Consider the following 13611-nt stretch of genomic DNA (forward strand, 5'->3'; position numbering starts at 1 on the left):
TTTATCTATACCGTTCCTAATATTGTTTTATTCATCATAATAAATATTGTTGTGATGAGTTTTTGTGCGGGATGTTTATATTTAACAAAATACATTATTCCTAATAATTTTCAAAAAGAAGAACTTGGAAGTCTTGGCGGGTTTTTATCGGGTGTAGTCGGTATTATGTATGCGGTATCAACCGCTTTTGTATTAATTTATTTACTCGGTAATTTTAATAAAGCACAAGAAGGGGTGGCAGCAGAATCTATAGTGTTATAAGGCTTGCAGATAGTGTAGGTTGGTTTCCTCATGAAATGTGAGGCCTACAATTTATCTAGATATTAAAAATTATACCAAAGGTGTAATGCGGCGTGAATGGCAATTAATGAAAGACGGCAAGCAAATCGGTCATGAAGCTCCTAGTTTCCTCCAAGATATTAATAAGAGACTAAAAGCTTATAAAGCAAGCGAGCAAATGCAGCTATTGACTAAGCAGGAAATCATTGAGGAGATAAAAGAGCTTTATACAGTAAGGTATAACAGGATTAAAATGTCCTATTTTTCCTTAAATATTAAATATTGGATAGTTGTATGTATAATGACTGCTATTAATTTAATTTTTGTCTGTATGCTTGGCACCAAGCTTTATTTACATAAGATTTCGGTTGGTTTAGTTTGTATCACTTCATCATCAATGCTTTTGTTATTATTTATATTAGACAAACCTTTTTGAGGTCCTGCCGTAAATCAATATGACCTTATTAAGGCTGTACATTATATTGAGAGATTAAATTAGTGATATCTGTAACAACATAACGCCATAATTTATCCGTGCCTTTAGTAATACCTATACGAGCAGTAGTAGAGTAGGGTAGCTTTAAGCCGATATCGCCGACAAAAAATTCGTTGTTATTTATAAGATCGCATTTATTATGAGAAATATTAATTCCTAAATATTTGCATAATTTACCCGGACCGTTGAGGTATAGATTTTCAGGCGAAATAACATGTACGCCTCTTATTAAGGTCGCAGCAGGGAAGCCTTTAGCTTCGGTTACGAAATTTAAACAATAATACATTCCGTAAATTAAATAGACATAGCTAAAGCCTGCAGGACCAAACATTATATCCGTTCTTTTTGTCCGCCCTCTTGCTGCATGGCAAGCAGGATCATTCTGCCCTATATAGCTTTCAGTTTCAGTAATGATAGCTGTTTTACTTTGGAAATAAAGAGCTTTACCGATTAACTCAGTGCTTACTACATTAGTATCTCTTGCAAAAAATTCACGAGGTAAAGGGATTAGTTTATTCATGTTTTTGAAAAAAATATTTAAATTCTTATTCCATTTTGTAGGAGTGAAGTTAGTAATTTCATATTCAGCTATATTATTTATATAAAAAGGATCTTCTCTTAATATATCTTTAAGCTGACTTAGTTTTTCTATATTAGCTAAAATAATACCGCCAATTCTTGGATGTATATGACCTAATAAAATGTCTTTTATCATAACATGTATCTAAACATTTTCTATGTTTCGTAATAAATTTTTCAACAGAAGAAAGATCTAAGCCTAAGGTATATTTAAGGTTTACAATAAACATAATTTATATTTTTTTATTAAGTGGTTTAGAATTTTTTATAGAGATTGGAACGGTATCATATCCGCCGTCGCAAAACGGTTGACATTTGATGATTCTTTTAAAGGTAAACCACAAGCCTTTTATGCTGCCGTGCATTGATATAGCTTCTTTGGCATATTCAGAACAAGTGGGGTGAAACCGGCAATTATTGCCAAGTAGTGGAGAAATGAAATATTGATAAAATCTAAGTAATAATAATAAGATTCTAGTCATTTTGAAGCTTGTCTATTATTTCCCCCATTTTTTCTTGATTTAGATCTTCATAATAATCGTCATTAATCTGTACGACCGGAGCGTTAACGCATGCTCCCAAACATTCTATCTCGCTTAAAGTAAATTTTTGATCTTCAGTAGTTTCTTTGAGTTTTACACCTAATTTCTTTTCGCAAATTTTCATTATATCATCACTACCACGCAGCCAGCAAGGAGTAGTAGTACATACTTGGATATGATATTTACCAACTCGCTTTAAGTTAAACATAGTATAAAATGTTGCAACCTCATAAGCCCGTATATAAGGCATTGCTAACATATTTGCGACATATTCGATAGCAGGAACAGGTAGCCAGCCGCCGTTTTGACGTTGTGCTAGATCAAGCAGCGGAAGTATTGCACTTCTTTTTCCATGCGGTGGATATTTTTTTATAATCTCTTCTGCTAGATTTAAATTTTTCTTATCAAATGTAAAATTTGTAATTTTTGTATTCATATATTTTTAGTACGGTATAGTTTTATGTCATTTCTGCGCAAGCAGGAATCCGTAGAACTATTTAATTAAATCTTTCCATTTAGGATTAGTTTTTTCTATCAGTTCTATTTTCCAACTACGTTGCCATTTTTTCAAGTTTTTTTCTTGTAAGTGCTTCTTGAATATCAGTAAATTCTTCTGTATAAACAAGCTTTATAATATTATATTTTGAGGTAAAACCTTTTATTATTTTTTGTTTATGTTCATAAGCACGACTTATTATATTATTAGTAATACCAATATATAAAGTACCATGCTTATTAGAGCATAATATATATACCCAATACATTTTTTGTTTTTTAGTTTTATTTTATGGATTCCTGTTTTCGCAGGAATGACAGAGCAACACAAGTACAAGCCCACGGCATGACAAATATATTACCTATCTATCTCACCAAATACTATATCAAGCGTTGCAATAATAGTAATAACATCTGCCATTAAATGACCTTTAGACATAAAATCTAGTCCTTGCAAATGAGCAAAGCCGGGTGCTTTAATACGACATCTATAAGGTCTATTACCTCCTTGCGAGTATAAATATACACCAAATTCGCCTTTAGGGGCTTCTACGGCTTTATAGGTCTCGCCGGCTGGGACGTCATATCCTTCCGTATAGAGCTTAAAATGATGAATCATTGCTTCCATAGATTCTTTCATTTTGGCTCTTGTCGGTGGTGTTAATTTAGGATCATCGGTTTTAATTGCACCTTTCGGCATTTTTTCTATACATTGCTTGATTATCTTGATTGATTCGTACATTTCAAGCATACGAACGAAATATCTGTCGTAACAATCACCGTTTTTGCCGATTGGTACTTTAAAGTCCATTTCATCGTAAACGTCATAAGGGTTTGACTTGCGTAAATCCCAAGCTATACCCGAACCTCTAAGCATTGGTCCTGAAAACCCCCAGTCCATTGCCTCTTTTTGAGACGCAACGCCGATATCTACTAAACGTTGTTTCCATAATCTATTTTCATTTAGTAGACTTTCAATATCGTGAAGTTTAGGAGGAAACTGTTCTATAAACTTATCTATATCCTCAAGTAAACCTTCGGGTAAATCTGCTGCAACCCCGCCCGGTCTAAAGTAGTTTGAATGCATACGAGAGCCGGAAACATGCTCGTAAAATTCCATGATCTTTTCTCGCTCTTCAAAGAGCCATAATAAAGGAGTAGTAGCACCGATATCTAAAGCTTGGCTGCCAATATTCAAAGTATGGTTCAAAATTCTTGTTAGCTCTGAGAATAGTACCCTGATAAACTGAGCTCTTCGTGGGACTTCGCATTCTAATAACGACTCAACAGCTAAAGCAAATGCATGTTCCTGACACATCGGCGAAACATAATCAAGACGATCAAAATATGGTATAGCCTGCAAATATGTTTTATGCTCAATAAGCTTTTCCGTACCACGATGAAGTAACCCAATATGAGGGTCGGCATTATTTACTACTTCCCCGTCCATCTCAAGGATTAACCTTAAAACTCCGTGAGTTGCCGGATGCTGTGGACCAAGGTTTAGAGTTATAGTTTTGGTGTTGTTAGTCATAGTATTTTTCCTACTGTCACCTAGTTCGCTTGACCACGGGGTCCAGTCTTTTGTATTTTTTCTGGATCCCGCGATCAAGTCACAGGATTACATTCATTTTATTTCTGGATTCCTGCTTTCGCAGGAATGAAATCGGTTGCCTTCTCATCACCTGGCAATACATAACTCGGGCTATGCCAGTGCGAGCTAAAATCAAACTCACGATATTCTATGTCTAAATCGACCGGTTCATAAGCTACTTTCTTTAGCTTCTCATCATATTTAACTTGTGTATAGCCTGTTAACGGGAAATCTTTACGTAATGGATGCCCTTCAAATTCGTAATCGGTTAGTATGCGTCTTTTATCGTCATTACCCTCGAAATTTACCCCGTACATATCATAAACTTCACGCTCATACCAACAAGCGGCACTAAATATATTCATTGCTGAAGGTATAGTTTCTTTTTCAGATATATATACTTTTATTATAAGACGCTTATTTAATTTTAAGCTTAATAAATTATATACTACTTCAAACCTTTTATAGTCAATTGATTTGGACTCGCCTACATTGTCGCTCGTCGTTCTCCTATTAGTTATAGGCTTCGCGTCTTGCTCCTTGTGGCCAAGCCCAACTGAATTGACTACGTTATTCTGAGGAAAATCAGCCCCAAATAAATCAGTAAGTAAAGTGAAGCGTAATTCTTCCGATTCTTTTAAAGCTTTTAAAAACGGCAATAAAAAATTCGGTTCGATTTTATAAGCTAGGTAATCTTTAACCGTGATCGGAGTTATTAAAATGCTAGATTTAGCTGCAAGTCTTTCAATGAGTTTGTCTAGCGTCATACTTAAAACCTGTAGTGCGTTTAATTTTTTTCTGTAACTGCATCAGCCCGTAAATTAATGCTTCGGCGGTAGGAGGGCAGCCAGGGACATATACGTCAACCGGTACGATTCTATCACAGCCACGCACTACCGAATAGGAAAAGTGGTAATAGCCGCCGCCATTGGCACAGCTACCCATTGAAAGCACCCATTTAGGTTCAGCCATCTGATCATATACTTTACGTAGAGCTGGTGCCATTTTGTTAGTAAGCGTTCCTGCAACTATCATAAGGTCGGACTGTCTTGGACTTGGTCTAAATAACATACCGAAGCGATCCATATCATATCTACTTGTTGCTGCCTGCATCATCTCAACAGCACAACAAGCAAGCCCAAAAGTCATAGGCCATAAGGAATTAGCTCTCGCCCAGCCTATAACGTCATCAACTTTAGTGAGTAAGAATCCTCTATTAGAAAGCTCATTACTTAATAATTCGTCTTCTTGATAAAAATTATTTTTCATATTACTACCAGTCTAAAGCTCCTTTCTTCCATTCATATATGAACCCGATAATAAGTGCGAATAAGAAAAACATCATTGAGAAAAAGCCTATTTTACCTATCGTATTAAGACTAATAGTCCAAGGCACTAAAAATACAATTTCAAGATCAAAGATAATAAATAAAATAGCAACTAAGTAAAAACATATGTCAAATTTTGATCTTGCATCGCTAAAAGGCTCAAAACCGCACTCATAAGGTTCTAGCTTATCTTTATTATATTTTTTGGTCGATAATAGGTTAGGTAGAATCATTATTAAACCGGAAACCAATACCGCAATACCGAAAAATATAGCAATCGGTAGATATTCTTGTAAAAGTTCAGAGTTTTGTAGCATATGTTTTTTATTATATTGTTCCGTCATTGCGAGAAGAATTGCACAGTAATGCGACGAAGCAATCTCAGGATATTTGATGAGATTGCCACGCAGCCTACGGCTGCTTGCAATGACGTAGATTTAATGACACTTAACTCTATATTTACCTCAAATAGCATCAATTATCAATGACAATATCAGGTTTAACTAGTAGCTTCATTAAAACTAGTACCCAAATACCGCTTGATATCCACCATATTTGCCAAATATTATATGAAATCATGCCGATAATATAGTAATTTATAAAACATGCATAGGAAATTGCCTTGAAATTTTTATTTTCGAGATTACTAATTTGTTTGAGATATTTATAAACTAAGCATAAAAATAATATTAAACCTATTATACCGAGTTCAAGAGTAATTTGTAATATATTATTATGAGGATGAAGCGGCAAAGGATGCCATTTTTCTCCGTTGTAATCGATCATTTCACTATCACCAGCTTCGATATATTTAGAAGAAGCTAAGCCATAGCCTAAAATCGGCTTTTCAATGATTTTGTTTGCGACGAAATGCCAAATAAATAAACGATGAGCAGCGGAAGGTTGTGTAGCTAAATATTTTTCAGATAAATCTTGTGGTTCTATTTGTTTAGCTATCACAGGAAATAGTAACGAGCCGGTAATTAAACTTATTGCGATTAATTTGAAAAATATCGGCTTCATAAATCTTGTTAAAATAAATATTACTCCTCCTATACCGAAGCCTAAAAAACTTGCTAAACTATCGGAAATACTTAGTAAATAAAGTACTAATATATATAGCATTAAGGTATGTCGTTTTTTACCGTTAGAAAGTAAAATTATAATCGCTACCCAAGCGGTAATTGAAAGTAAAGCACAACCACGATCTAGCATATATAAGCCAAAACTAGTTTTGAATATTCTTGTTAAAAATCCATTAGAAGAATATTCGATGAAGAATAATAATATTGCTGTGAGAATTCCGAATATTAAGGCTTTTTTAAGCTGTAAGCGATTTTGAAAAGGAGCAGAATTACTAACTGCAAAGCCAAGAAATAAGAGTATAAAAACTTGAGTAAAAGTAGCTAAGCTATTAATAAGATGAATTGCGCATAAACAAGATATAAAGCACCAAGCGGTGAATAACATTGTCATCCCGTGAGCTTGTAGTGGGATCCAGTCTTTTTTTATTTTTTGGATACCGTGGTCAAGCCACGGTATGACATTGTTACTGGATTGCCACGCTCCTTTCAGTCGCTCGCAATGACGATTAATACCGCGCAGGAATGATATAAGCAAAAAAATTGTAACAGTAGCTGCAGCGGATAAGCCCGCCAGCATCCCAAGGCTTGGAATTAAAAATATTAAACTTGAAATTAAATATTGCATCTAAAAACAATCTTTAGCAAAAATTTCGTATATTGGGTGTTCAAACGTTGAAAGTGAAATGCTTGAAGAAATCATCCATCCTTGAAAGAGTAAATTAGGATCTTCGTCTATTTTATATTCCGTTATGGTCATCAACAAATAATTATCTTCATTATATGGATCAAGGTTTTTTATACATTTGTGCAATTTGATTTTTATATTACCGAAATATTTTTCTTCCCCGACTTTCAAATCTATCTCTTCAGAAGTAGCAGTAATGTTATTTAGAGCAATAATTTTGCCATTTGTATAATTTTTAAACTCAGAACTATCATTAATATTATCGTTTGGATTTAAAATAGGATGATTTTCATCAAGAGGGATAAATACGTCATTTTCAATATCTTCGGTTGTAGTAACCGACTCTAAATTTTCTGCGAATATAGGAAAATTAATGCATATAGTAATGATAAAAATAATTTTTAGTAATTTCATAGATAAATATATTATTTTTCAAAATTATATACTATAGGGGATTAATGGCAATGATAATTTATGATAAGATTTTAAGATCATTGCAAGCGATTTCAAGGAGCGTGGCAATCTCAGGAATCTTGCCTGAGATTGCTTAGTCAAAACTTACAATTTTTCCTCGCAATGACGATGTAGGTACAATATGCTCCACTCTAAAGAACTCTTAAATTCTATTTTACGACAGGATTTTCATAGTTTTATAATTAAGGTATTTAATACTATTAATCCTGGAGCGGAGTATTATCCAAGTAAGCATATAAGAATAATTACCGATTATTTAAATGCCGTGCAAAGCGGTGATATTAATCGTTTAATAATTAATATACCGCCAACTACAATCTATTTGTGTTAGCGTTGCTTGGCCTGCTTATTTATTGGGGGTTAATCCTACCCAAAGGATTATGGTGGCCAGCTATTCTCAAATACTTAGCATTAAACACTCACTAGATTGTCAGTTCATTTTAAATTCTGATTGGTATAAAGAACTTTTCCCAAGTACTATCCTTAGTAAACCCCATAATCAAAAAAGTAAGTTTTTAACGACAGCTAATGGCTTTAGATTTGCAACATCGGTTGGAGGATCGGCAACATGTGAGGGCGGTGATATCTTAATTATTGATGATCCTCATAACCCCACGCAAATTCATTCTTATAAAATACGTAAGAAAGTTTATAGATTGGTTTGAGCAAACTTTTGTTAGCAGACTAAATAATCGTAATAAGGGAGCGATAGTTTTAGTTATGCAGCGTCTGCATACGGATGATTTATCCGGTTATCTACTTAATAATAGCAATTCATGGCATCATTTAAAAATTCCGGCGATTAGCATTCAAGATTACTCCTTTAAATTAATGAATAAAGAATATCAATATCTTAGTGGTAAAGTTATTAGACAGCTATAAAGAACCTCCTGATTGTTTAATGAAATTAGAGCAGGAAATAGGTAGCTATAATGATAATGCTCAATATTTACAAGAACCGATAGCACAAAGGTCATCGTTACTGCATATGGAAGATATTAGATTTTATGAAAATCTACCTTCAAGATTTGATTATTTTGTGCAAAGCTGGGATACGGCAATTAAGAGTTCTGAAGATTCCGGTTATAGTGTTTGTAATATATGGGAGATTCTTGAACAGAAATATTATCTAGTATCATTAGTACGGAAAAAAATTAATTATCCTGAGCTTAAGAATTTGACGGAAAAATTAGCTAGAGAATATCAGCCAAAATTTATATTAATCGAAGATAAAGCAAGTGGTCAACAATTGATTCAAGATATAGGATTTTTAGGTGGTAATATTAGAGTGATAGGGATTAAGCCAAGCTTTGATAAAGATTCGCCTCGGTAGTTCCTTATTTCAATCAGCTAGTGTTCTAATACCTAAACAATCAAGCATAATTTTAAAGGAATTACTGAATTTTCCCCATATTAAAAATGACGATATAGTAGATTCAGTTAGCCAGTTCTTGAATTGTATGAAGGATAAATCGTTTAAATATCCTGCAAGGATTAGGAGTTTAATATAAAAGTAGTTGCTTTTTTGTATGGATGTTGGTAGTATTTATGTCATTCCCGCGAAAGCGGGAATCCAGTAAAAATACAATTATCCGTTTATGGATTCCTGCTTTCGCAGGAATGACATAGGATTGTGGTATGACACTGATTAGGCTGGGTAGCAAAGTGGTAATGCCGTGGACTGCAAATCCTCTATTCGTCGGTTCGATTCCGACCCTGGCCTCCATTATAGAAATTAAAACATCTTATGGAATTTATTGCGCAATTCCTAGAAATGCTTTTAGCCGAGAGAGCATTGTCAAAAAATTCTATACTTAGCTATAAGCGTGACTTATTCGATTTTCAAAATTATCTTGCTAAACAAAAATTATCCGAATTAAATATTACTACTGAGAATATTAGAGACTGGATTGAGTATCTAGCAAGTAATGATTTGCAAGCACGCTCAATCAACAGAAAAATCTCAACTATAAAAAGTTATTATGAATTTTTAATTAGCGAAAACCATACCGTTTTTAATCCGGTTCTTAACGTAGATTTGCCCAAATATCAAAATAAACTTCCCGAAATATTATCTATAGCTCAAATTAAATCGTTACTTGAACATTGCTCTCAAGATAATTCTCCTGAAGGTATCAGGCTTAATGCTATGATTCATTTGCTTTATGCTAGCGGTCTTAGAGTCTCGGAGCTTGTTAGTCTTAAGCTTGCTGATATTCTGACTAATAAAACGTCTAAAGGAGAAGTAAGAAAAATATTTTCGGTACTTGGTAAAGGTAATAAGGAAAGAGTCATAGTAATAAATGAACAGGCAGTTATCAGTATTGCTAAATATCTTGCAATTAGAGGTGTTTTTGTGAATAAAGCTAAACCAAGAAATCTAATTTATTTATTTCCTTCATCAGCTTTAGCGGGTTATATGACTAGGCAAAATTTTGCTATTCTGTTAAAATCTGCTGCCCTTTATGCAGGACTTAACCCTGAGTATATTTCTCCGCATATATTACGTCACAGTTTTGCAAGTCATTTGCTTGAGGGCGGAGCAGACTTAAGAGTAATTCAAGAGCTGCTTGGTCACGCTGATATATCTACTACCCAAATATATACTCATCTTCAAACTAATCATCTCAAAAAAGCATTGTTGCATCATCCTCTCAATAAAAATTAATTTATCTTAATCTGCTATAAAGTACTTGTTAATATTTCTTAACTAAATATAATATTCCTTATTAAATGTAAGGAATAAATTATATGAAGCTAAAAGACATTATGAGCTCTTGTATTAGTCAACCTAGAGAAATTGAAAAAGAATATCCTGGATTAGCTCAAAAGCAAGAATCAGGATGCAATGTTTATTCCGGGTTAGGATGCAAAAATCAAGAAGTAAAATTTAGCAACTATTATGAGTTACTTAAAAAAATTCAACAAGGAGAAATAACTTTAGAAGTTCTAGAAAATTTAAGAAAATTAAAAATAAATGATAAAAAATCTTTTCTAGCAGATGCAGAAGAGGTGATATCTAACAATATGTTACATGAGCTTAATGCAACAATAATGAAACATGCTTTAGATTTAGTTGATTCTAAAGATACAGCTTTTTTACTTCGTAGAACAAAAGAGGATAATATATTTCGAGAGCTAGTATATTTAGAAGCAAAAGAAAACAGGTTTACTGTAGAAATTGATAAAAAAGGAACTTTGAAAATTCACTTTCCTAGTGTGATACTTGAGCTTTACAAGCTATTAATTGATAATTTCTATTTGAAAAAATTTGAGGAGGAGGCATTGCAGAAAAAATTATATCAAGAATTGTTCACTGATCTCAACATTCCTTTTGAAGAACTAATTGAAAAAAAGGAATTGCAGAAAAAATTATATCAAGAATTATTACCTGATTTCAACATTCCTTTTGAAGAACTAAATTTTTTTGAACATTTTATTGAATGCTTAAAAGGCTTTTATATTAAAAATAGTTTAGCACGAAGCATAATGAGTTTATTTGTAAGTAGAGATATTAAAGAACATGCTGTATGTGAAGAATTATTGGAATTAGATATATTTAAAAAATTATTTGAGGCAAAAATGTCATTATATGGAACTTCTGCTGATTCTAAATTATTAGTGGTTGATTATGTATTAAATGATGTACAAGGTGTTTATATTAGCAATTTAGCATCTTCAAATATTTTAGATTTAGTAATGCATAGTCAATCGCATAATGAAACAATAGAAACAATAGAAATTTTGGGTAATAGCTCAGAACCAGTATGACTTGCTAGATACTGTTTTAAAGTTTTGATTATAAATATAGTAACATCTAGAAATTAATTTAATCTATCATTAATATTTAAATAATTATAAGTGAGATTAATACTAAATATGGCTACAAAAAATAAAAAGAAACAGTGAATACTGAAACAAAAAATTTAGCAAATTTAGTTATCCAAGAAATAGGTAACAAAAATTTTGATTTTGTTGTTTTGCAAAAGATGCAGCAGGCTTTTAGTACTGCAAGTAAGCAAAAACAAAGAGAAGCTTTTATAAGTTTGTTAGATACAAAACTTAATAAAGAGCAATTACATAAACTCAATCAAGCAATAATGGAAAATGCAAATGAATTAATGCCGGATAACGATCCTAATTTCGTTTGTCGTACTCCTAATAATAAAGTTTTTCAAGAAATATTATTATTGGAAGCCAAACGCTCAGGTATGAAAGCAAAATTTAATGATAAAGGAGAATTACAATCTCTTGATGTAAAAGATATAACACAGGAAATATTAGATCACTATAGTATTTTACAAGAAAAATTTTATCCCAAAAGAGATTCTAAAGATTTGATAGATAGTAGAATAGCTCAAAGTATTAATTTTTTATTATATGCTCCACTTTTCCGAGAATCAGATATATATACAAAATTAGGTTTAAAATCTGCTGAGATAGAGCGAGAAATACAAGATCCTAACGGTAAGTATGCTAAACAATTAGTAGATGCTAAAATAGGAACTAATATAAATTTTAATACCAAAGAAAATTTAGACAATAAAGCACATGAAGGAAAAGAAACTAAGATATCTTCAATAATTGAAAAAGCAATAACAAAACTCAAGAAAGACAAAAAAGTAAATATTGAAGATAAGAGACAAGGAGAAATAAAAAGGCATTTATCTAAATCTTTAGAAGGAACTTCTGATTATATATTAACATTCAAAAAAAATGATTTAGTAGATGTAATATATCAAGGATTAGATAAAGGACAAACTTGGTGGTCAAGGATTGTTAATTATATAGGTATAAAATCATATTCTATTTCTAAAGAAAATCTTGAGAAAATAGGTACAATAATAAATAGTGAAATGAAAAATTCTCATACTCCTTTAAAGATAGAAGTACAAGAACAGTTAAAACAAATCGCAAAAGAGTTAAATAGATTCAATAATCTGGCATTGCCGTTAGAGGCTAAAAAGGTTCAGGCAAAATCTAAAAAACCGCCTGTTCCTCCAAAACCTGAACACCTCAAAAAAAGAAATCATGGATTGTGATGATTTTGTTGTGTGACTTGAAAAATACAGTTGTCATCCCGTGATTTATTCACGGGATCTAGCTTAAAATACTAATATTATTAGTATTTTTATTGTTTTTATGGACCCTGTGGTTAAGCCACGGGGTGACACAGTGGATTTTATTGGTCTACACAAGCAAGCCTTTTGCGGGAATGACATTAATCCCTACAATAATTTATAATTTATTACTTCCCATAATATTATAACCGCAATCTACATAATGGATTTCACCGGTAACACCTTTAGATAATTCACTAAATAAATATACTGCTGCTCCTCCTACATCTTCTTGGGTAGTATTACGTTTTAACGGTGCGGTTGCAGCGTGAGATTTAAGCATAGTACTAAAATCACCTATTGCACTAGATGCTAAAGTTTTGATAGGTCCTGCCGAAATAGCATTTACCCTAATATTATTTTCTCCCATATCGTTTGCTAGATATTTTATACTAGCCTCAAGTGCAGCTTTGGCTACTCCCATAACGTTATAATTAGGTATAACTTTTTCAGCGCCGTAGTAAGTTAATGTTACAATGCTTCCGCCGTTATGCATTAAGGTTTCTGCAGACCTTGAGAGTTCTAAAAGAGAGTAACATGATATATGTAAAGAATTATGAAAATTTTCTAAGCTAGTATCAGCATAACGTCCTTTTAATTCATTTTTATCGGCAAAAGCCATACCGTGAAGTAAGAAATCGAAGCTACCCCATTTCTCTTTTATATCATCAAATAAATTACTAATTGATTTTGGCTTCGTAACATCAAGTTCGCTAACAAAATTACAACCTATTTCCTCAGCAAGTGGTTTAACTCGTTTTTCTAGTACTCCCGATTGATAAGTAAACCATAGCTCTGCTCCGTGTTTTTTAGCAAGCTGTGCAATCGCCCACGATATTGACATATTATTTGCAATACCTGTAATTAAGCCTTTTTTTTCTTGTAGTAATCCTGTAGTCATTTATTTACTCATTATATTAAAACTTGCTGAAAT

Annotated in this window: 16 protein-coding genes, 1 tRNA gene and 3 pseudogenes; 9 read left to right on the forward strand and 11 right to left on the reverse strand. The window is 32.6% G+C overall.

The genetic code is table 11. The features are described from left to right. Positions 1 to 54 precede the first annotated feature (54 nt). Positions 55 to 778: pseudogene (locus WSW_RS1000000113740) on the forward strand (bestrophin-like domain). On the opposite strand, the gene WSW_RS0100560 reads toward WSW_RS1000000113740, so the two are convergent. From WSW_RS0100560 to WSW_RS0100605, 10 genes and pseudogenes are all read right to left on the reverse strand, one after another. Beyond that, positions 744 to 1295: a DNA-3-methyladenine glycosylase gene (locus WSW_RS0100560; RefSeq protein ID WP_029374915.1), complete on the reverse strand. Its 552-nt coding sequence runs from the start codon at positions 1293 to 1295 to the stop codon at positions 744 to 746. The pseudogene WSW_RS1000000113740 and the gene WSW_RS0100560 overlap by 35 nt on opposite strands. A gap of 292 nt (positions 1296 to 1587) precedes the next feature. Then, complete coding sequence (gene yidD, locus WSW_RS0100565; protein ID WP_012262333.1) at positions 1588 to 1836, reverse strand: membrane protein insertion efficiency factor YidD; 249 nt, start codon at positions 1834 to 1836, stop codon at positions 1588 to 1590. After that, the gene (gene nuoE / locus WSW_RS0100570; RefSeq protein WP_016916664.1) at positions 1829 to 2332 is read right to left on the reverse strand and encodes an NADH-quinone oxidoreductase subunit NuoE; all 504 of its coding nucleotides are present in this window, start codon (positions 2330 to 2332) and stop codon (positions 1829 to 1831) included. The genes yidD and nuoE overlap by 8 nt, the downstream gene beginning before the upstream one ends. Positions 2333 to 2389: 57 nt before the next feature. Continuing rightward, positions 2390 to 2660 (reverse strand): annotated as a pseudogene (locus WSW_RS1000000108990) (GIY-YIG nuclease family protein). An 89-nt stretch (positions 2661 to 2749) separates the two neighbouring features. After that, entirely contained in the window at positions 2750 to 3925 is a 1176-nt protein-coding gene (nuoD, locus tag WSW_RS0100580; protein ID WP_014273401.1) for an NADH dehydrogenase (quinone) subunit D, read from the reverse strand. Between the two features lie 98 nt (positions 3926 to 4023). After that, positions 4024 to 4752, reverse strand: coding sequence for an NADH-quinone oxidoreductase subunit C (locus tag WSW_RS0100585; RefSeq protein WP_016916665.1), 729 nt, complete (start codon positions 4750 to 4752; stop codon positions 4024 to 4026). Then, positions 4730 to 5254 carry a NuoB/complex I 20 kDa subunit family protein gene (locus tag WSW_RS0100590; RefSeq protein ID WP_016916666.1) on the reverse strand — a complete coding sequence of 175 codons (525 nt, stop codon included), beginning with the start codon at positions 5252 to 5254 and terminating at the stop codon, positions 4730 to 4732. The genes WSW_RS0100585 and WSW_RS0100590 overlap by 23 nt, the downstream gene beginning before the upstream one ends. Before the next feature lie 4 nt (positions 5255 to 5258). Continuing rightward, entirely contained in the window at positions 5259 to 5630 is a 372-nt protein-coding gene (locus WSW_RS0100595) for an NADH-quinone oxidoreductase subunit A (RefSeq protein WP_029374916.1), read from the reverse strand. Between the two features lie 157 nt (positions 5631 to 5787). Then, entirely contained in the window at positions 5788 to 7023 is a 1236-nt protein-coding gene (locus WSW_RS0100600) for an O-antigen ligase family protein (RefSeq protein WP_016916668.1), read from the reverse strand. After that, complete coding sequence (locus WSW_RS0100605; RefSeq protein ID WP_016916669.1) at positions 7024 to 7497, reverse strand: DUF2155 domain-containing protein; 474 nt, start codon at positions 7495 to 7497, stop codon at positions 7024 to 7026. It abuts the gene before it with no gap. Positions 7498 to 7678: 181 nt separating this feature from the next. Between WSW_RS0100605 and WSW_RS1000000112570 the strand changes: the two genes are divergently transcribed. The 8 genes and pseudogenes from WSW_RS1000000112570 (at position 7679) to WSW_RS0100640 (ending at position 12599) form a co-directional block, all read left to right on the forward strand. Continuing rightward, entirely contained in the window at positions 7679 to 7888 is a 210-nt protein-coding gene (locus WSW_RS1000000112570; RefSeq protein WP_016916670.1) for a hypothetical protein, read from the forward strand. Between the two features lie 49 nt (positions 7889 to 7937). Beyond that, the gene (locus WSW_RS1000000112575) at positions 7938 to 8222 is read left to right on the forward strand and encodes a hypothetical protein (protein WP_238528409.1); all 285 of its coding nucleotides are present in this window, start codon (positions 7938 to 7940) and stop codon (positions 8220 to 8222) included. A 55-nt stretch (positions 8223 to 8277) separates the two neighbouring features. Then, a complete protein-coding gene (locus tag WSW_RS1000000112580) occupies positions 8278 to 8439 on the forward strand; it encodes a hypothetical protein (protein ID WP_238528410.1) in 162 nt (53 codons plus the stop codon). Further along, positions 8414 to 8890 carry a phage terminase large subunit family protein gene (locus WSW_RS1000000112585; RefSeq protein ID WP_016916671.1) on the forward strand — a complete coding sequence of 159 codons (477 nt, stop codon included), beginning with the start codon at positions 8414 to 8416 and terminating at the stop codon, positions 8888 to 8890. Before WSW_RS1000000112580 ends, WSW_RS1000000112585 begins: the two co-directional genes overlap by 26 nt. Before the next feature lie 318 nt (positions 8891 to 9208). Continuing rightward, positions 9209 to 9283: transfer RNA gene (locus WSW_RS0100625), tRNA-Cys, on the forward strand. 21 nt (positions 9284 to 9304) lie between these two features. Next, positions 9305 to 10225 (forward strand): site-specific tyrosine recombinase XerD, encoded by a 921-nt coding sequence (locus WSW_RS0100630; RefSeq protein WP_016916672.1) that lies wholly within the window; start codon positions 9305 to 9307, stop codon positions 10223 to 10225. A gap of 83 nt (positions 10226 to 10308) precedes the next feature. Beyond that, complete coding sequence (locus tag WSW_RS0100635) at positions 10309 to 11328, forward strand: DUF5410 family protein (protein ID WP_016916673.1); 1020 nt, start codon at positions 10309 to 10311, stop codon at positions 11326 to 11328. Between the two features lie 108 nt (positions 11329 to 11436). Further along, a pseudogene (locus WSW_RS0100640) lies at positions 11437 to 12599 on the forward strand (DUF5410 family protein). A gap of 196 nt (positions 12600 to 12795) precedes the next feature. Here WSW_RS0100640 and fabI read toward each other — a convergent pair. Beyond that, complete coding sequence (gene fabI / locus WSW_RS0100645) at positions 12796 to 13578, reverse strand: enoyl-ACP reductase FabI (protein ID WP_016916675.1); 783 nt, start codon at positions 13576 to 13578, stop codon at positions 12796 to 12798. Between the last annotated feature and the right edge of the window lie 33 nt (positions 13579 to 13611).

This window comes from Rickettsia honei RB (assembly GCF_000263055.1).
GTDB lineage: Bacteria > Pseudomonadota > Alphaproteobacteria > Rickettsiales > Rickettsiaceae > Rickettsia > Rickettsia rickettsii.

What these genes read in the sequence shown, in the direction of transcription:
- nuoE (WP_016916664.1), bottom strand. Translation starts at nt 2,332, where the DNA reads ATGAATACAAAAATTACAAATTTTACATTTGATAAGAAAAATTTAAAT.
- WSW_RS1000000112570 (WP_016916670.1), top strand. Translation starts at nt 7,679, where the DNA reads ATGCTCCACTCTAAAGAACTCTTAAATTCTATTTTACGACAGGATTTT.
- WSW_RS0100585 (WP_016916665.1), bottom strand. Translation starts at nt 4,752, where the DNA reads ATGACGCTAGACAAACTCATTGAAAGACTTGCAGCTAAATCTAGCATT.
- fabI (WP_016916675.1), bottom strand. Translation starts at nt 13,578, where the DNA reads ATGACTACAGGATTACTACAAGAAAAAAAAGGCTTAATTACAGGTATT.
- WSW_RS1000000112575 (WP_238528409.1), top strand. Translation starts at nt 7,938, where the DNA reads ATGGTGGCCAGCTATTCTCAAATACTTAGCATTAAACACTCACTAGAT.
- yidD (WP_012262333.1), bottom strand. Translation starts at nt 1,836, where the DNA reads ATGACTAGAATCTTATTATTATTACTTAGATTTTATCAATATTTCATT.
- WSW_RS0100560 (WP_029374915.1), bottom strand. Translation starts at nt 1,295, where the DNA reads ATGAATAAACTAATCCCTTTACCTCGTGAATTTTTTGCAAGAGATACT.
- WSW_RS0100635 (WP_016916673.1), top strand. Translation starts at nt 10,309, where the DNA reads ATGAAGCTAAAAGACATTATGAGCTCTTGTATTAGTCAACCTAGAGAA.
- WSW_RS0100630 (WP_016916672.1), top strand. Translation starts at nt 9,305, where the DNA reads ATGGAATTTATTGCGCAATTCCTAGAAATGCTTTTAGCCGAGAGAGCA.
- WSW_RS0100595 (WP_029374916.1), bottom strand. Translation starts at nt 5,630, where the DNA reads ATGCTACAAAACTCTGAACTTTTACAAGAATATCTACCGATTGCTATA.
- WSW_RS1000000112580 (WP_238528410.1), top strand. Translation starts at nt 8,278, where the DNA reads ATGCAGCGTCTGCATACGGATGATTTATCCGGTTATCTACTTAATAAT.
- WSW_RS0100600 (WP_016916668.1), bottom strand. Translation starts at nt 7,023, where the DNA reads ATGCAATATTTAATTTCAAGTTTAATATTTTTAATTCCAAGCCTTGGG.
- WSW_RS0100605 (WP_016916669.1), bottom strand. Translation starts at nt 7,497, where the DNA reads ATGAAATTACTAAAAATTATTTTTATCATTACTATATGCATTAATTTT.
- WSW_RS0100590 (WP_016916666.1), bottom strand. Translation starts at nt 5,254, where the DNA reads ATGAAAAATAATTTTTATCAAGAAGACGAATTATTAAGTAATGAGCTT.
- nuoD (WP_014273401.1), bottom strand. Translation starts at nt 3,925, where the DNA reads ATGACTAACAACACCAAAACTATAACTCTAAACCTTGGTCCACAGCAT.